Origin of the sequence: Pigmentiphaga sp. GD03639 (assembly GCF_029845405.1) — a bacterium.
GTDB lineage: Bacteria > Pseudomonadota > Gammaproteobacteria > Burkholderiales > Burkholderiaceae_B > Pigmentiphaga > Pigmentiphaga daeguensis.
Genome location: NZ_JAOCLR010000002.1, coordinates 193,043 through 208,656 on the forward strand (window position 1 = coordinate 193,043; position 15,614 = coordinate 208,656).

16 protein-coding genes are annotated in these 15,614 nt (G+C 68.7%); 7 read left to right on the forward strand and 9 right to left on the reverse strand.

Annotated features, from left to right (window positions below):
• The first annotated feature begins 25 nt into the window (after positions 1-25).
• From rpsM to yghX, 6 genes are all read left to right on the forward strand, one after another.
• Positions 26-391, forward strand: a complete 366-nt coding sequence (gene rpsM, locus N5K27_RS02925) for a 30S ribosomal protein S13 (protein WP_087838299.1) — start codon at positions 26-28, stop codon at positions 389-391.
• A 29-nt stretch (positions 392-420) separates the two neighbouring features.
• A complete protein-coding gene (rpsK, locus tag N5K27_RS02930) occupies positions 421-822 on the forward strand; it encodes a 30S ribosomal protein S11 (RefSeq protein WP_087838298.1) in 402 nt (133 codons plus the stop codon).
• A gap of 321 nt (positions 823-1,143) precedes the next feature.
• Positions 1,144-1,767 (forward strand): 30S ribosomal protein S4, encoded by a 624-nt coding sequence (gene rpsD / locus N5K27_RS02935; protein ID WP_087838297.1) that lies wholly within the window; start codon positions 1,144-1,146, stop codon positions 1,765-1,767.
• A gap of 179 nt (positions 1,768-1,946) precedes the next feature.
• Complete coding sequence (gene rpoA, locus N5K27_RS02940; RefSeq protein WP_087838296.1) at positions 1,947-2,933, forward strand: DNA-directed RNA polymerase subunit alpha; 987 nt, start codon at positions 1,947-1,949, stop codon at positions 2,931-2,933.
• Positions 2,934-3,139: 206 nt separating this feature from the next.
• Entirely contained in the window at positions 3,140-3,526 is a 387-nt protein-coding gene (rplQ, locus tag N5K27_RS02945) for a 50S ribosomal protein L17 (protein ID WP_087838295.1), read from the forward strand.
• 127 nt (positions 3,527-3,653) lie between these two features.
• Positions 3,654-4,541 (forward strand): YghX family hydrolase, encoded by an 888-nt coding sequence (gene yghX / locus N5K27_RS02950; RefSeq protein ID WP_087838294.1) that lies wholly within the window; start codon positions 3,654-3,656, stop codon positions 4,539-4,541.
• Positions 4,542-4,572: 31 nt separating this feature from the next.
• On the opposite strand, the gene N5K27_RS02955 is transcribed toward yghX, so the two are convergent.
• Genes N5K27_RS02955 through N5K27_RS02980 form a run of 6 tightly spaced genes read right to left on the reverse strand, consistent with a single transcriptional unit; the run spans position 4,573 to position 11,237 of the window.
• Positions 4,573-5,427: a fumarylacetoacetate hydrolase family protein gene (locus tag N5K27_RS02955; RefSeq protein ID WP_087838293.1), complete on the reverse strand. Its 855-nt coding sequence runs from the start codon at positions 5,425-5,427 to the stop codon at positions 4,573-4,575.
• A 19-nt stretch (positions 5,428-5,446) separates the two neighbouring features.
• Positions 5,447-6,400, reverse strand: coding sequence for a VOC family protein (locus N5K27_RS02960; protein ID WP_087838292.1), 954 nt, complete (start codon positions 6,398-6,400; stop codon positions 5,447-5,449).
• Positions 6,401-6,410: 10 nt separating this feature from the next.
• Entirely contained in the window at positions 6,411-7,394 is a 984-nt protein-coding gene (locus tag N5K27_RS02965) for a tripartite tricarboxylate transporter substrate binding protein (protein ID WP_087838291.1), read from the reverse strand.
• Positions 7,391-8,398 carry an alpha/beta hydrolase gene (locus N5K27_RS02970; protein WP_087838290.1) on the reverse strand — a complete coding sequence of 336 codons (1,008 nt, stop codon included), beginning with the start codon at positions 8,396-8,398 and terminating at the stop codon, positions 7,391-7,393. Before N5K27_RS02970 ends, N5K27_RS02965 begins: the two co-directional genes overlap by 4 nt.
• Positions 8,395-9,732: an amidohydrolase family protein gene (locus N5K27_RS02975; RefSeq protein WP_087838289.1), complete on the reverse strand. Its 1,338-nt coding sequence runs from the start codon at positions 9,730-9,732 to the stop codon at positions 8,395-8,397. The genes N5K27_RS02970 and N5K27_RS02975 overlap by 4 nt, the downstream gene beginning before the upstream one ends.
• Positions 9,729-11,237, reverse strand: coding sequence for an FAD-dependent monooxygenase (locus N5K27_RS02980; RefSeq protein ID WP_279814577.1), 1,509 nt, complete (start codon positions 11,235-11,237; stop codon positions 9,729-9,731). The genes N5K27_RS02975 and N5K27_RS02980 overlap by 4 nt, the downstream gene beginning before the upstream one ends.
• A 125-nt stretch (positions 11,238-11,362) precedes the next feature.
• On the opposite strand from N5K27_RS02980, the gene N5K27_RS02985 reads away from it, so the two are divergent.
• The gene (locus tag N5K27_RS02985; protein ID WP_279814579.1) at positions 11,363-12,331 is read left to right on the forward strand and encodes a LysR family transcriptional regulator; all 969 of its coding nucleotides are present in this window, start codon (positions 11,363-11,365) and stop codon (positions 12,329-12,331) included.
• Here N5K27_RS02985 and N5K27_RS02990 read toward each other — a convergent pair.
• The 3 genes from N5K27_RS02990 to N5K27_RS03000 form a co-directional block, all read right to left on the reverse strand.
• Positions 12,328-13,416 carry a GntG family PLP-dependent aldolase gene (locus N5K27_RS02990; RefSeq protein ID WP_279814580.1) on the reverse strand — a complete coding sequence of 363 codons (1,089 nt, stop codon included), beginning with the start codon at positions 13,414-13,416 and terminating at the stop codon, positions 12,328-12,330. The two genes, N5K27_RS02985 and N5K27_RS02990, sit on opposite strands and share 4 nt — an antisense overlap.
• The gene (locus N5K27_RS02995) at positions 13,394-14,584 is read right to left on the reverse strand and encodes an aminotransferase class V-fold PLP-dependent enzyme (protein WP_132979136.1); all 1,191 of its coding nucleotides are present in this window, start codon (positions 14,582-14,584) and stop codon (positions 13,394-13,396) included. Before N5K27_RS02995 ends, N5K27_RS02990 begins: the two co-directional genes overlap by 23 nt.
• Positions 14,585-14,674: 90 nt before the next feature.
• On the reverse strand, positions 14,675-15,604 hold the full coding sequence (locus N5K27_RS03000) for a LysR family transcriptional regulator (protein WP_132979135.1): 930 nt from the start codon (positions 15,602-15,604) through the stop codon (positions 14,675-14,677).
• Positions 15,605-15,614 lie beyond the last annotated feature (10 nt).

The window sequence follows — 15,614 nt, forward strand, 5'->3', positions numbered from 1 at the left end:
CGCTACAGGTATTCAAGGAAACGTTATGGCCCGTATTGCTGGCATCAACATTCCGCCGCATCAGCACACCGAAATCGGTCTGACGGCTATCTTCGGCATCGGTCGTTCGCGCGCTCGCAAGATTTGCGAAGTGGCCGGCGTGCCGAGCAACAAGAAGGTCAAGGATCTGAACGACGCCGAGCTCGAGCGGATTCGCGAACAGATCAACACTTTCACCGTCGAAGGCGATCTGCGTCGTGAAATCCAACTGTCGATCAAGCGTCTGATCGACCTCGGCTCGTATCGTGGCTTCCGCCACAAGCGCGGTCTGCCCGTGCGTGGCCAGCGTACCCGTACGAACGCCCGCACCCGCAAGGGTCCGCGTCGCGCCGCTGCGTCGCTCAAAAAGTAATCGGCTGACAGCCAGTCAAGGATTCAGAAATGGCGAAATCCCCGAACAGCGGCGCCCAGCGCGTTCGCAAGAAAGTCAAGAAGAACGTCTCGGACGGCATCGCGCACGTTCACGCGTCCTTCAACAACACCATCATCACGATCACCGATCGCCAGGGCAATGCCCTGTCGTGGGCGACGTCGGGCGGCGCCGGCTTCAAGGGCTCGCGCAAGTCCACCCCGTTCGCGGCCCAGGTCGCGGCGGAGTCCGCCGGTCGCGTGGCGATGGAATACGGCATCAAGACGCTGGAAGTGCGTATCAAGGGCCCCGGTCCCGGCCGCGAATCGTCGGTTCGCGCCCTGAACGCCCTGGGCATCAAGATCTCCAGCATCGCCGACATCACGCCGGTGCCGCACAACGGCTGCCGTCCGCCGAAGCGCAGAAGGATCTAGGCCCCCCCCCTACGCGCTTCGCGCGCCCCCCAGGGGGCGGCACTGGCGGACCGGCGGAGCCGGATCCGCGGTGCCCTGGATCGGTGGGCTCGTTGCCCGTTGGGCAACGTTGCCTGGGGGTTTGGGGCAAAGCGCGGTAGAATAGTGGGCTTTGCTGTTGGCAGTACGTAGTTTTTATTGTTTTCTGGGGGCGCGGCTGGCATGGGTCGGGCGCGCCGAGTAAGACCACCGTTTGCCGCGTTCTGGTTCATCGAACGTAATAGACCAAGGCAAACTCCTCGCCATGTCTGGTGCATGGCCTGACAGAGAAAAGGATACATCGTGGCACGTTATATTGGCCCCAAATGTAAGCTTTCCCGCCGCGAAGGCACGGACCTCTTCCTGAAGAGCGCCCGCCGTTCGCTGGATTCCAAGTGCAAGCTCGAGAGCAAGCCCGGCCAGCATGGCCGCACCTCGGGTGCCCGTACCTCGGACTACGGTCTGCAGCTGCGCGAGAAGCAGAAGCTCAAGCGCATGTACGGCATTCTGGAAAAGCAGTTCCGCAAGTACTTCGAAGAAGCCGAGCGCCGCAAGGGCAACACCGGTGAAAACCTGATCCAGTTGCTCGAATCGCGCCTGGACAACGTGGTCTATCGCATGGGCTTCGGCTCGACCCGCGCCGAAGCGCGCCAGCTGGTCAGCCACAAGGCGCTGATGCTGAATGGCCACACCGCCAACGTGCCGTCCATCATCGTCAAGGCTGGCGACGTGATCACCGTCCGCGAGAAGGCCAAGAAGCAGGCCCGTATCCAGGAAGCGCTGCAACTGGCCTCCAGCCAGGGCATGCCGCAGTGGGTCAGCGTCGACATGACCAAGCTGGAGGGCACGTTCAAGCAGGCCCCGGATCGTGCCGATGTCGCCCGCGACATCAACGAATCCATGGTCGTGGAACTCTATTCGCGGTAATAACTGAAGCCGGCTCTAGGTGCCGGCTTTCCCATCCCTGGGCACAGAGGATCCGGCTTTGCCGGTCCGCCAGTGCCGCCCCTTGAGGGGCGCGCGGAGCGCGTAGGGGTGGGCCTATTTTTCCCCCAGCCTTATCGGTGTAACGAGCCGAGGGTATTGATAAGGAATAAGGAAGATTCATGGCGAATGCCGCATTTCTGAAACCGCGCAATATCGACGTCGAAACCATCGGCTCGAATCATGCCAAGGTGATCATGGAGCCGTTCGAGCGCGGCTACGGTCATACCCTGGGCAACGCGCTGCGCCGCATCCTGCTGTCGTCGATGGCGGGCTACGCGCCGACCGAAGTGCAGATCACCGGTGTCGTGCACGAATATTCGGCCATCGATGGCGTGCGCGAAGACGTGGTCGACATCCTGCTGAACCTCAAGGGTGTGGTGTTCAAGCTGCACAACCGCGACGAAGTCGTGCTGACCCTGCGCAAGCAAGGTCCCGGCGTGGTCACCGCCGGCGACATCGAGATCTCGCACGACGTCGAGATCATCAACCCCAACCACGTCATTGCCAACCTGACGGACAACGGCCGCCTGGAAATGCAATTGAAGGTGGAGAAGGGCCGCGGCTACGTGCCGGGCAACCTGCGCAGCTTCGCCGATGATCATTCCCGCACCGTGGGCCGCATCGTGCTGGACGCTTCGTACAGCCCGATCCGCCGCGTCAGCTACACCGTCGAAAGCGCCCGCGTCGAGCAGCGTACCGACCTGGACAAGCTGGTCCTGGACATCGAGACCAACGGCGTGATCTCGCCGGAGGAAGCCGTGCGCCAGTCGGCCCGCATCCTGATGGACCAGCTGTCGGTGTTCGCCGCGCTGGAAGGCTCGACCGAGACCATCGAAGCGCCCGCCCGAGGCACGCCGCAGATCGATCCGATCCTGCTGCGCCCGGTGGACGACCTCGAACTGACCGTTCGTTCGGCCAACTGCCTGAAGGCCGAGAACATCTACTACATCGGCGACCTGATCCAGCGTACCGAGAACGAATTGCTGAAGACCCCGAACCTGGGCCGCAAGTCGCTCAACGAGATCAAGGAAGTCCTGGCCGCACGCGGCCTGACCCTGGGCATGAAGCTCGAGAACTGGCCGCCTCTCGGCCTCGAGCGGCCGTAGAGGTCCCCCCCTACGCCCTACGGGCGCCCCCCAGGGGGCGGCACTGGCGGACCGGCGGAGCCGGATCCGCTGTGCCTTGGGTAGCGGAGCTTCTTCCGTGCAGTAGTAGCAGTACCGAATTTTTTCACCGGCCCGCGGCGCTTTGCCGATAGAAGAGCTGGAAACCTCGCGGCAAAGCCGCTCTTAGATTCATAAAGGAAGTCATCATGCGTCACCGTCACGGTCTCCGTAAACTGAACCGCACCAGCAGCCACCGTCTGGCCATGTTCCGCAACATGGCTGTCTCGCTGCTTACGCACGAAGCCATCAAGACCACCCTGCCCAAGGCCAAGGAACTGCGCCGCATCGTCGAGCCGCTGATCACCCTGGGCAAGGAACCGACCCTGGCCAACAAGCGCCTGGCGTTCGCCCGCCTGCGCGATCGCGACCTGGTCGTCAAGCTGTTCGCCGAGATCGGCCCCCGCTTCAAGGAGCGCAACGGTGGCTACACCCGCATCCTGAAGATGGGTTTCCGCCAGGGCGACAACGCTCCCATGGCCTACATGGAGCTGGTCGACCGCGCGCCGGAAGCCGAAGCCGCCGACGCCGAGTAAGCAAGGCCAAGCCGGGCTTGCCCCTGCCGGATGTCTGGTTTCATGAAAACTGCGAGCTTGTCTCGCAGTTTTTTTTTGCCCGGTGTATGTTGTCCGCACTCGCGGACCTTACCGAAAAGGGCATGCCATGGCTCGTCTGACTGCGCAGGACTTCGACCCTCGACTGCTGGAGCTGTACGACTATTACGTCCACGGCAGGATATCCCGGCGGGAGTTCCTGGACCGGGCGGCCAGGTTCGCGGTGGGCGGGCTGACCGCCGCCGGGCTGCTGGCTTCGCTCAGCCCGGACTATGCGCTGGCCGAGCAGGTGTCCTTCACCGATCCGGACATCGTTGCCGAATACATCGGCTATCCCTCACCCAAGGGCCACGGCACGGTGCGCGGCTACCTGGTGCGGCCGGCGAAGGCCGCGGGCAAGGTGCCGGGCGTGGTCGTGGTGCACGAGAACCGTGGCCTGAACCCCTATATCGAGGACGTCGCGCGCCGCCTGGCCAAGGCGGGCTTCTTGGCGCTGGCGCCCGACGGCCTGAGTTCGGTGGGCGGGTATCCGGGCAATGACGACAAGGGGCGGGACCTGCAGCGGCAGGTCGATCCGGCCAAGCTCATGAACGATTTCTTCGCCGCGGTCGAGTTCCTGATGCAGGGCGACAGGACGACCGGCAAGGTGGGGATCACCGGCTTCTGCTACGGCGGCGGCGTGGCCAATGCCGCCGCGGTGGCGTATCCCGAGTTGGCCGCGGCGGTACCCTTCTACGGCAGGCAGGCCAGCGCGGCGGACGTGCCGCGCATCAAGGCGCCGCTGCTGCTGCACTATGCCGAACTGGACAAGGGCATCAACGACGGTTGGTCCGCCTACGAGGCGGCCCTGAAGGCGGCCGGCAAGACCTACGAGGCTCACGTCTATCCGGGCACGAACCACGGCTTCCACAACGATTCCACGCCCCGCTACGATGAGGCGGCGGCCAGGCTGGCCTGGGACAGGACGATCGCCTGGTTCAAGCGCTACCTGGCCTAGTCGCCGGGGCTGGCCCGGTGGCCGCCAGGCCTCATGCCTCGTCGATCACCGGGTTGCGCAGCACGCCCACGCCTTCGATCTCGATCTCGCACACGTCGCCGGGCTTGAGCCACACCGGCGGCTTGCGCGCCAGGCCCACGCCCGACGGGGTGCCGGTGATGATCATGTCTCCCGGTTGCAGCGCCATGCCTTCCGAGCAGGCAGCCACCAGGGTGGCGACGTCGAAGATCATGTCGCGGGTGTTGGCGTCCTGCATCACCTGGCCGTTCAGGCGGCACTGGATCCGCAGGCCGGCGGCGCCCGCGGGCAACTCGTCGGCGGTGACGAATTCCGGGCCGAAGCCGCCGCTGCGGTCGAAGTTCTTGCCCCACAGCCACTGGTTGGAGCGGAACTGGTAGTCGCGGATCGAGCCTTCGTTGAACAGCGAATAGCCCGCCACGTGCTCGAGCGCGCGTTCCTTGGGAATGTAGCGGCCGCCCTTGCCGATGACCGCGACCAGCTCGGCCTCGTAGTCGAACTGCTCGGATACCCGGGGGCGTTCGATGGCCTCGCCGTGGGCCACCCAGGACGAGGGGAAGCGCTGGAACAGCACCGGATGCGCGGGCGGCGCGAAATTGCTTTCGGCGGCATGGTCCACGTAGTTCAGGCCGATGGCGAAGGCCTTGGCGGGGTGTTGCAGCGGCGGCAGCAGCGCGAGGCCGGCCAGGGCCAGGCGCTCGCCGGGGGCGTTGGCGGCGGCGCGCGCGGCGTCCAGGCCGCCGGGGTCGCGCAGCAGTTCGTCCAGCGTGGCGGGCAGGCCGCGCGCGGTCAGGTCGACCACGTCGTTGCCGATGCGGGCGCCCAGGGCGGGCGCTCCGGCCTGGTTCTTGAAGGCGATCAGTCTCATGGTGTGTCTCGTTGCCCCGTCAGCCGGGGTATTCCTGGTTGGTGATGAAGTCGGCCGGCAGGGGCGGACCCCAGACGTAGAGCGAGTCCTCGGGCGGATGGTCGGCGGCGGGCCAGTCCAGTCCGGCCGGAACGTAGTCGATATCGTACGAGTATTCGGCCCAGCTGCCCCAGGGGTCGCGTACATAGTAGAAGTAATTCGAGCCCAGCACGTGCCGGCCGACCCCCCAGCCCTGTTGGTAGCCGGCGATGCGCATCTGTTCGGAGCCGCGCCCGACCTCGTCCAGGCTGCCGACGTCCCAGCTCGAGTGATGCAGGCCGCGCGCGTGCGACTTGGCGAAGGCCACGAGGTGGTGGTCGCTGCCGTGGATGCCGTGCATGAAGGCGATGAGATCGCCGGAATGATCCGACACGCGCAGGCCCAGGATGGTCCGGCAGAAGTCCACCATGCGCGTGACGTCGGGCGTGAAGAACAGGACGTGCGACAGGTGGCGCGGCCGCACCGGCTGCACGCGGCTGCGGGCCGGCGCGGCGCCCTGGCCGGGCGGGACCGGGGCGACGGGGGTGGGCGGGCTCTTGGCGGCGGGCGAGACCTTGTCCGCCACCACCAGTTGCAGCGGCGTGCCGTCCGGATCGCGCAGCCACAGGCCCTGGCCGTCCGACAAGTCGTGCGGCTCGGTCCGCAGGCCGGCGTCCTCGATGCGCGTGCGCATCTCGTCCAGGTCCCGCGCGTGGATGCCGTAGCGCACGTACTGCAGGCGCTTGGTCGCGCTCCCTTCGTGGAGGCGGCTCCACACGTGGGGATGGCCGTGCGTGCGCAGCTCGAGATGGCCGGCCCGGCGCCGCACGTCCAGGCCGAAGGCCAGGTAGAAGCGCTCGGCCTCGGCCAGGTCGGGCACCGAGTACACGAAGCAGTCCACCGAATGCACGGCGGCGCGGCGTTCGAGATGGATCGTCAAGGCAGAGGCGCGCATCGGCGTGCTCCTATTCCGGCTTGACGCCCGCCATGTCGACGGCCGCGCGCAGGATGGCGGTGTCGTCGCGCAGCGAGGCGGCGAAGGCTTCGGGGCTGCTGCCGATCACGCTCCAGTGCTGTTCCTCGATCTTGGCGCGCACGTCGGGCTGCTGGACCACGGCCCGGAAGGTGTCCGCCAGCTTGGCGACGATGGGCGCGGGCGTGCCCGCGGGCGCGACGAATCCCATCCAGTTGCCGAAGGGGCGGAAGTCGGGAAAGTCTTCGGTGATGGCGGGCACGTCGGGGTGCAGCGGATGGCGCTTGGGCGTCATGAAGGCCAGCACCTTGATCTGTCCTGCCTTCCACTGCCCGAGCAGGCTGCCCACGCTCAGGATGGTGGCGTCGAGGCGGCCGGCCAGCAGTTCCATGGCGATCTGGCCCGCGCCCTGGTAGGGCACGTGCAGCATGTCGACCCCGGCGGCGGCCTTGAACTGTTCGCCCAACAGATGGTTGAACGAGCCGTTGCCGACGCTGGCGAAATTGAGCTTGCCGGGATTGCGCTTCAGGTAGTCGACGAACTCACGCGTGGTGTTGGCCGGCACCTTGGCGCTGACCATCAGCGCGACGGGCAGGTCGGCCACGGCGGTGATGGGCGTGAAGCTCTTGAGCGGCTCGTAGGGCAGGTCCTTGCGCAGGTAGCTGTTGAGCAGCAGGGCCGAGGTGGTGGTCAGGTGGATGTTGTAGCCGTCGGGCGCCATGCGCGCCGCATAGCTGGTGCCGACGATGCCGTTGGCGCCCCCGCGGTTCTCGAACACCAGCGGCTGGCCCAGCAGCTTGCCGGCCCGATCGGCGATGAGGCGGCCGATGGCATCGATGGGCGATCCGGTGGGATAGGGGAACACCACGTGGATGGGCTTGTTGGGGTAGGGCTGCTGCGCGCCCGCCTGCAGCGGGCAGGCCATGCCGAGCAGCGCGGCCAGCGCTCCGGCGATCAGTTGCTTGGCGTGTCTCATCGTGGGTCCTCTTGGGGGGCTACATGGCCGGGGGACATGGCCCCGGCCTGGGAAAGGGATGCCAGGCAGGCGCGGAATGCCCGGCAGATATCGTCGTTGGCGCGGCGTGCCGCGGCCGAGGCTTCGAAGAAGCCCAGGAACGGGTGGAACATGTCGTCGTGGCGCAGCAGCGTGACGGGCACGCCGGCGCCGCGCAACCGGTCGGCGTAGGCCAGGCCTTCGCCTTGCAGCGGGTCGTGCCCGGCCACCGCGATGACGGTGGAAGGCAGCCCGCCCAGGTTGGCGGCGCGCAGCGGCGAAGGCGGAAACGCGGCGGCCTCCCCGGCGCGTTCGCCCATGTACAGGCGGGCGATGTCGCGCAGGTCGGCGGGGGACAACATCGGATAGTCGCGGCCGTCCGCCTCCAGCCGCAGGGTGTCGCGGGCCATGTCCAGCCCGGGCACGACCAGCAACTGCGCCGCCAGAGGCCGGCCGGCGTCGCGGCACAGCAGGGCGGCGCTGGCGGCCAGGTTGGCGCCCGCGCTTTCGCCGGCCACGGCCACGCGGGCCGGATCGCCGCCCAGTTCGCGGACATGCGCCTGTACCCACCGGGTGGCGGCCAGGGCATCGTCGTGCGCGGCCGGGTAGGGATGCTCGGGCGCCAGCCGGTAGTCCACCGAGACGACCACCGCGTCCAGGTCGCGGCACAGCTTGCGCGCGATGTCGTCCATCAGCTCGACGCTGCCCAGCACGAAGCCGCCGCCGTGGAAGAAGACCACGGTGGCGTGCGGGCCCGCCGTGGCAGGCCGATAGACGCGGCCGGGAACCGGGGCGTCGTCCAGGTCGCGCACGGCGCCCACTTCGGGCAGGCCGTGGCGTTCGCGCGCGGCCAGGATGGCGCGCGCCATGCGCTGGCGAGCCTCGGGCGCGCTGCCGGCGAAGGGCGGCGGGGCATTCTGCGCGCGCAGGGCGGCCACGATGCGGGCCAGGTCCGCGTCCAGCGGCACGACCGGCGCAGCCGTCATGCCGGCAGCTCCAGTACGTGGGCCTGCGAGGCCCGTGCCCGCCGCCGCAGCGCCTCGACGTCGATATGCAGCAGTCGCCCCGCGCGCTTGACGGCGCGGCCGGCCACGAACACGGTGTCGACATTGCCGGGGTGGGCGGCCAGCACCACGGCGCCTACCGCGTCCGATACGGGCGTCAAGTTCAGATCGTCGCCGCGTATCAGTACGATGTCGGCCTGCTTGCCGGGCGTCAGCGAACCGGTCTTGTGGTCCAGGCCGGTGGCGCGCGCGCCGGCCAGCGTGGCGAACTCCAGCACGTCGCGCAGCGTGAGCGTGGCGGGGGCATCGGGCACGCGCGAGTGGCCGCCGCCCATCCACGACCGGTAGTAGGCGAAGGCGTGGCGCATCTGGGTGAACATGTCGCCCGCGCATTTGGTCTCGGTATCGCCGCTCAGGCTGGGCCGGATGCCGGCGGCCAGCAGGCGGTCGAAGGGAATGTCGCCGATGCCCTGGGCGTTCATCTCGCAATGCACGCCCAGCGAGGCGGTCACCCCGGCATCGGCCATCATCGCGATCTCGTCGCGGCCGCAGAAGCAGCAGTGCACGAAGGTCAGGTCCGGGCCCAGCGCGCCTTCGGCGTGCATCTGCGCGATCGCGCGTATCGGCGCGTTGCGCGCGTAGGCGCCCATGTGGATGCTGGAGCGCAGGCCCAGTTCGCGCGCCAGGCGCAGGTCGTCCAGCCAGACTTCGCGGCGGGCCATCTCCGGGCCGCGCGCCGCCATGGCCAGCGTCAGCAACTGGTCGTCCGAGGAAAAGAATTCGCGGCGCAGCCGGCGAATGTCCTGCGGATGGCCGCGCTGGCTGTCGAACATCCAGCTCGCGCCTTCGACCAGCGGCCAGCCGTGGCCGAACACGGCCCGCAGGCCGGCGTCGCGCAGCGCCTGGACGGCGGCGTCGCTGTGCTCGGGGCTGTTCTGCACGTGCGACCAGTCCATCATGGTCGTGATGCCGCCGTCCAGCGCCGACACCGCGCCCAGCAGCGTGCCCGCATAGACGTCCTCGGCGCGGAAGGCCGCGCCCTTGGCGCCCAGCATCTCGGCGAAATAGATCTGCGGATCGATGTCGGCGTAGCGGTGGCGCACGCAGGTCTGCCAGGTATGGCGATGCGTGTCGACGAAGCCGGGCAGGACGATCATGCCCCGGGCGTCGAGCTGTTCGGCATCCTCCACCGTCAGTTGCGGGGCGATCGCGGCGATGCGGCCGTCCTCGATCAGCAAGTCGCCCTGGCGCAGGTCGCCCACCTGGGGATCGACGCTGACGATCCAGCCCTGGCGGATGAGCGTGCGGCGGGTCATGCCCGGGCCCCGCGCAGCCAGCGGGCCAGTTCGGCGCGTACATCGCCGGCCTGTTGCACGGACGTGCCGGCCCAGGCGATGTAGCCGTCCGGCCGCACCAGCATTCCCTTGACGTCGGCCAGCGCGGCGGGCGCGCGGCCCAGGCGCGCCTGCACGCAACGCACGGGCAGTGCGTCCAGCGGCAGGCTTGCATACTGGTTGCTGTAGCCTTCCAGGTCCAGCAGCACGAAGCGCCGTTCGCGCAGCAGCTCGGCCAGGCGCACGGATTGGCCGTCCAGCGCGACCAGGTCGATGTCCGGCGCGTGCTGCCCGGCCAGCGGATGGCTGCCCGGCGGCGCGGGATAGGGCCGGGTCAGGCCGCACAGTTCGCGCACCAGCTTGCGCTGCACGTCGGGCAGCGGAATGTACTCGCGCTGCATGCGCCGCTTCAGCGCCACGCCCTCGGGCTCGAAATTGAATTGCAGCGCGCACTGGGTCGCGACGCTGTCGAGCAGGTCGCGCATGACCGGCAGGCGCTCCTCGTCATAGCTGTCCAGGATCGCGGCGTCGCTGTGGCCCTGCACGACGTGGGCCAGCTTCCAGCCCAGGTTGAAGGCGTCCTGCAGGCAGAAATTCATGCCCACGCCGCTGGCGGGGTAGTGGATGCGCGCCGATTCGCCCACCAGGAATACGCGGCCGCTGCGCAGCGTGGGCACGGCGCGCATCTGGTCGTCGAAGCGCGACGCCCAGCGATGGCCGCGGATGCCATAGTCGGTGCCGTGCACGTCGCGTATGCATTGCAGGGCTTCTTCCAGGGTGACGGGTTCGTCCTTGGCCGCATGCCGCCGGTCGCGGTGCACGATGTTGAAGCGGGTGATGCCGGCGCCGAAGGCGTAGCCGCGCACCCAGCCCATCTCGTTGTCGACGTTGATGCGGCCGCCGGGCCAGGGCGCGTCCAGTTCGGCATCGATCACGATGCCGCGGAACGAGCCGCCGCGGCCGTCGAAGGGAAGCCCGGCCTGGCTGCGCACGACGCTGCGGCCGCCGTCGGCGCCGACCAGGTAGCGGGCGCGCAACGTGGTCGCCGTGCCGTCCCCGCCACCGACGTCCACCTCGACTCCGTCCGCGGATTGCCGCACGACCCGGGCTTCGACGCCGCGCCGGATCTCGGCGCCGCTTTCCTCGGCCCAGGTCCACAGGATTTCCTCGGTCAGGTTCTGCGGCAGGCCCAGCGTGAAACCGTAGCGGGTCTCCAGGTAATGCCACTCGATGGGATGGAAACCCGCCCAGATGTGCGAAGGGCGGAACGGGTAGGGGCTGATGTCGCGCGTGCGCCGGATGAAGCGGTCGGCGATGCCGCGCGCATCGAACAGTTCCAGCACGCGCGGCAGCAGGGTGCCGGCGCGCGACTGCACGCCTTCGGTGCGTCGTTCCAGGACCAGGGTCCTCGCTCCCGAGCCGGCCAGTTCGGCGGCCATGGTCAACCCCGACGGGCCGCCACCGACCACGATCACATCCCACTGCATTGCTCGTCTCCAGCTTTCTCGTCATGGCGGCTCCGAGCCGCATGCCTCGCATGGTGGCGACCCTGTCGACAGACGTAAAGTTAATTGTTTAAATTCGAACCATTTGCTCGGTAAATGGATGAGCCATGCGCTTCAACAAGCTGGACCTGAACCTGCTGGTGGTGCTGGACGCCCTGCTGGCCACCCGCAGCGTGAGCCGCGCCGCCGAGCGCCTCTTCCTGAGCCAGCCCGCGACCAGCCTGGCGCTGGGGCGCCTGCGCGAGTATTTCGACGACGAACTGCTGGTGCCGGTGGGCAAGACCCTGGTGCCGACCCCGCTGGCCGAGCAGCTGGTCAAGCCCGTGCGCGACGTGCTGCTGCAGATCCAGACCGTGACGCGTGCCCGGCCCACCTTCGATCCGGCCACGGCCACGCGCCGCTTCACGATCGAATCCTCGGACTACGTCATCACGGTGCTGCTGGCCGAAGTGGTGCGGCGCGCGGCCAGGCTGGCGCCGCTGATGCAGTTCGACCTGCGGGCGATCAGCCCGCAGACGCCCGAGCACCTGGACAGCGGCGGAATCGAGCTGCTGATCGCGCCGGAGTTCGCGGTCGTGGGGGGGCACCCGGCGGAACCGCTGTTCGAGGACACGTTTTCCTGCCTGCTGTGTGAAGCGCGTTTCGCGCCGGACTTCGATTTGTCGAGCGAGGCGTATTTCGACGCGACGCATGTGGGCGTCGAATGGGGCGGCGGGCGGCGCATCACCTATGACGCGAAGATGCTGTCGCGCGGCCGGCGCCAGCGCCGGCAGGACGTGATCGCCCCCAATTTCACCCTGGTGCCGGAACTGCTGGTAGGCACGCCGCGCATCGCGACCCTGCCGACCCGGCTGGCGCGCCACATGGCGGCGCGCTTTCCGCTGCGGGTGGTGCCTTGTCCGATTGCGATTCCCCGTTTTGCGGAGAATCTGCAATGGCATAAGTATCAGGAGCGGGATCCGGCCATTTCCTGGCTGCGGGGGTTGTTGCGGGCCACGGCGGCGGATTTGCCGGCGCTGGACGAAGTGCCACGCGCTTCGCCGCGGCGCCGGCAGGGCGAAGGCGCGCGCGCCTAGTGTTCGGACCTGGTGGCGAGGGCGATCTCCGCTGCGGCGACTCGAATCGCATCGTCGTCGATGTGCCGATGGATCACGATCCGCAGGGTATCGGCATCGCGGGGGCGTACGAGTATTCCCCGGGCGGACAGCCGCGCGGCGCAGGCGGTCGCCCCGCCAGGGTTTGAGGCGCCCAGGTGGACGAGCACGATGTTCGTGTCCGGCGCATTTCCGACCAGCGCCGGAGTTGGTGTCCGCAGGCTCGCCCATAAGACGTGCGCCCGCCGGTGGTCGTCGGCCAGCCGTCCGAGCATGTCGCGCAAGGCGACCAGGCCCGCGGCGGCGACACAGCCGGCCTGGCGCAGGCCGCCGCCGACCATGCGGCGATAGCTGCGCGCCCGGACGACGAAGTCGCGGGAACCCGCCAGGATCGAGCCCATGGGCGCGCTCAGGCCCTTGGACAGGCAGAACGTCACCGTGTCGCCGAACGCGGCGATGGCCGCGGGCGGGACGCCCTGCGCAAGCGCCGCATTGAAGATCCGCGCGCCGTCGATATGGACGGCCGCGCCGGCTGCCCGCGCGCGTTCGCTCACGGCGGCGAGGTAGGGCAGGGGCAGGGCGCGGCCGCCCGCATGGTTGTGGCTCGTTTCGACCACCACCATCGCCGTGGGCGCGCCGTGGCGGGAATAGTCGCCGCGCATCGAGGCCGCCAGCGCGTCGAGGTCCATCATGCCGTCACGCGATCGGACCGCCGTGCACATCAGGCCGGCCAGGCGCGAGATGCCGCCTCCCTCGGAACGGGCCACGTGCGCGTGTTCATCGACCAGCGCCTCGCCCCCTCTGCCCGCGTGTACCAGGGCCGCCACCAGGTTGCCCATGGTGCCGCTGGTCACGAACAGGGCGTCTTCCTTGCCCATGGCTGCGGCGCCCACCGCCTCCAGTTCGCGCACGGTCGGGTCGCCGTCCAGCCCGTCGTCGCCGACGACGGCCATGCGCATCGCCTCGCGCATGGCCTCGGTGGGCTCCGTGACGGTATCGCTGCGCAGGTCGATGGGGCGTCCGGCCCCGGCGACGGGCGCGCGATCAGACGCGGGACTGGCGCTCATGCCACTGCGCGGTCACGGCCACGGCGCGGTCGATGTCCGACCGGTCGTTGTAGGCATGGATGGAGAATCGCAGCAGGTCGCGCCGGACGGCGGCCTGTACCCGGTGCTCCTGGAGATGGCGTTGCAGTTCGGCCGACGCGGGGCCGCCGCCGGGGATGCGCAGGCACACCATGTTGGCCATGATGGCGCCCGCGGGCCGCACCACGCCGCAGCCGCGCTCGGTCAGGCCGTCGGCGAGCGAGGTGGCCAGTGCCGTGACGTGTCGGTCGATCGCGGGCGTGCCGCACGCGAGCAACATGGACAGGGTATCGGCCACGAGCGCCGACGCCAGGAAGTTGTAGTTGCCCACATCGAAGCGCTGGGCGCCGGCCTTGTAGTGGATGGGACCCTTGTCGTAATCGGCTTCGTGGGTCGCGGCGATGGTGACGCCGAAGCGCGCCAGGTAGGGCGGCGTCAACGACTCGGCAAAAGCGCGGCGCACATACAGCAGCCCCATGCCGTACAGCGAGCACAGTCCCTTCTGCGTGCTGGCCGCCAGCGCGTCGATGCCCATGGCCTCGACGTCCAGGTGCGTGATGCCGGCGGCCTGCGCCGCATCCACGACCAGGTGCGCGCCGGCGGCGCGGCAGGCCCGGCCGAGCGCATGCAGGTCGGTGCGCAGCCCCGGCTTGAACGAGGTGGCGGACACGGTCACCACGCGCACGCGCGATCCCTCGCCCAGCCGATCGAGCGCGGCCTGCAGCGGGAACAGTCCGTCGGGCGACGGCAGGTCGCGCACCACCACGCCCAGCCGTTCCTGGTTGCGCCAGGTATAGAGGTTGTTGGGGTGTTCGATGTCGGAGCACAGGATGACTTCATCCCCGGGCCGCCAGTCGATGGAGGCCGCGACGATGTTCAGGCCTTCGGACACGTTCTTGGTCATGGCGATCTCGATCGGATCGGCGTTGACCAGGCGCGCGAAGGACTGGCGCACCGTCTCGACCAGGCCGAAGTAGCGGTCCTTGTCGATGACGCCGTTCACGCGTTCGAGCAGGTGGGCCTGGGCGATATCCAGGCTGCTGGCGGGAATCAGGCTGCGGCTGGCCACGTCCAGGTGGGCGCGCTGGGCGGTGCCGGGGAAGCGGGCGCGCAGGGCGGCAAAGGGGGACATGTCGGTAACGGTTGTCATGGCGGGCTCGGACAAATGCGGGGAATGTCCGGCAGCATAGTCAGCGCGACTTTGCGCGCCTATCGATTTTTCGGTGCGCGAGCCATGACCTCAGGACATACCGCGTTGGCCGCGCGCCGCGGCGCGGGCGACCTCTCCGGCCTGCCCGTGCAGGAAACCGATCAGCGTCTCGGCGGCGGCCGACAGGGGGCGGTCCACCCGGCGCAGGATGCCCATCTGCCGCTGGGGCCTGGGCGGGCCGATGGGCCGGTGCACCAGTCCGGCCAGGTTCATGGCTTCCAGGCCGACGCGGGGCAGCACGGTCACGCCCAGGCCTTCGCGCACCATGCTCAGGGCCGTGACCATGTTCACCACCTCGAAGGCCGGCGCGCGATGGCTGCCGGCCTGCGCCAGTCCCGCATCGACCAGCCGCCTGACGCTGGACGGCGCGGGCAGCAGCACCAGCGGCATCGCGGCAAGCTCGGGCCAGCCGATCTGGCGGGCGCGCGCGCGGGCATGGCCGGCGGGCAGGATGGCGACCAGTTCGTCGGTGAACATGAAGTCGAACCGCAGCGCCGGAATCTCGTGCGAGTACATGCCCAGGCCGAACTCCACTTCGCGCTGGAGCACCTTGTCGATCAGGAGGTCGTTCTGGTCCTCGATCTGGCGTACCTGGACCTTGGGAAAGCGCTCGCGCAACTGGGCGATCGCGCGGGTTCCGAGGCCGAATGCCGACGAAGGCAGGACGGCGAAGGTCACGGTCCCGCTTTCGCCGCCGGCCAGCTCGCGCAGGTTGGCATAGGCGTGCTGCAGGTCGTCCAGCGGACGCTTGACCTGCGCCAGCAGCAGGCGCCCGCCTTCGGTCAGCTCCATGCGCCGCGTGGTTCGCTCGAACAGGCGCACGCCCACCATGGCCTCGAGTTCGCGTATGAGTTGCGAGAAGGCGGGCTGGGTCATGGCCAGCCGGTCCGCGGCCTTGCTGAACGCGCCGGTCTCCGCGGCGGCCACGAAACCTTCGAGTTGCCGCAGCTTGAAATTCATACGTATCGCC

What these genes read in the sequence shown, in the direction of transcription:
- N5K27_RS02985 (WP_279814579.1), top strand. Translation starts at nt 11,363, where the DNA reads ATGCGCTTCAACAAGCTGGACCTGAACCTGCTGGTGGTGCTGGACGCC.
- N5K27_RS02965 (WP_087838291.1), bottom strand. Translation starts at nt 7,394, where the DNA reads ATGAGACACGCCAAGCAACTGATCGCCGGAGCGCTGGCCGCGCTGCTC.
- N5K27_RS02970 (WP_087838290.1), bottom strand. Translation starts at nt 8,398, where the DNA reads ATGACGGCTGCGCCGGTCGTGCCGCTGGACGCGGACCTGGCCCGCATC.
- N5K27_RS02990 (WP_279814580.1), bottom strand. Translation starts at nt 13,416, where the DNA reads ATGAGCGCCAGTCCCGCGTCTGATCGCGCGCCCGTCGCCGGGGCCGGA.
- rplQ (WP_087838295.1), top strand. Translation starts at nt 3,140, where the DNA reads ATGCGTCACCGTCACGGTCTCCGTAAACTGAACCGCACCAGCAGCCAC.
- rpoA (WP_087838296.1), top strand. Translation starts at nt 1,947, where the DNA reads ATGGCGAATGCCGCATTTCTGAAACCGCGCAATATCGACGTCGAAACC.
- rpsK (WP_087838298.1), top strand. Translation starts at nt 421, where the DNA reads ATGGCGAAATCCCCGAACAGCGGCGCCCAGCGCGTTCGCAAGAAAGTC.
- N5K27_RS02995 (WP_132979136.1), bottom strand. Translation starts at nt 14,584, where the DNA reads ATGACAACCGTTACCGACATGTCCCCCTTTGCCGCCCTGCGCGCCCGC.
- rpsM (WP_087838299.1), top strand. Translation starts at nt 26, where the DNA reads ATGGCCCGTATTGCTGGCATCAACATTCCGCCGCATCAGCACACCGAA.
- N5K27_RS02955 (WP_087838293.1), bottom strand. Translation starts at nt 5,427, where the DNA reads ATGAGACTGATCGCCTTCAAGAACCAGGCCGGAGCGCCCGCCCTGGGC.
- N5K27_RS02980 (WP_279814577.1), bottom strand. Translation starts at nt 11,237, where the DNA reads ATGCAGTGGGATGTGATCGTGGTCGGTGGCGGCCCGTCGGGGTTGACC.
- N5K27_RS03000 (WP_132979135.1), bottom strand. Translation starts at nt 15,604, where the DNA reads ATGAATTTCAAGCTGCGGCAACTCGAAGGTTTCGTGGCCGCCGCGGAG.
- yghX (WP_087838294.1), top strand. Translation starts at nt 3,654, where the DNA reads ATGGCTCGTCTGACTGCGCAGGACTTCGACCCTCGACTGCTGGAGCTG.
- N5K27_RS02960 (WP_087838292.1), bottom strand. Translation starts at nt 6,400, where the DNA reads ATGCGCGCCTCTGCCTTGACGATCCATCTCGAACGCCGCGCCGCCGTG.
- N5K27_RS02975 (WP_087838289.1), bottom strand. Translation starts at nt 9,732, where the DNA reads ATGACCCGCCGCACGCTCATCCGCCAGGGCTGGATCGTCAGCGTCGAT.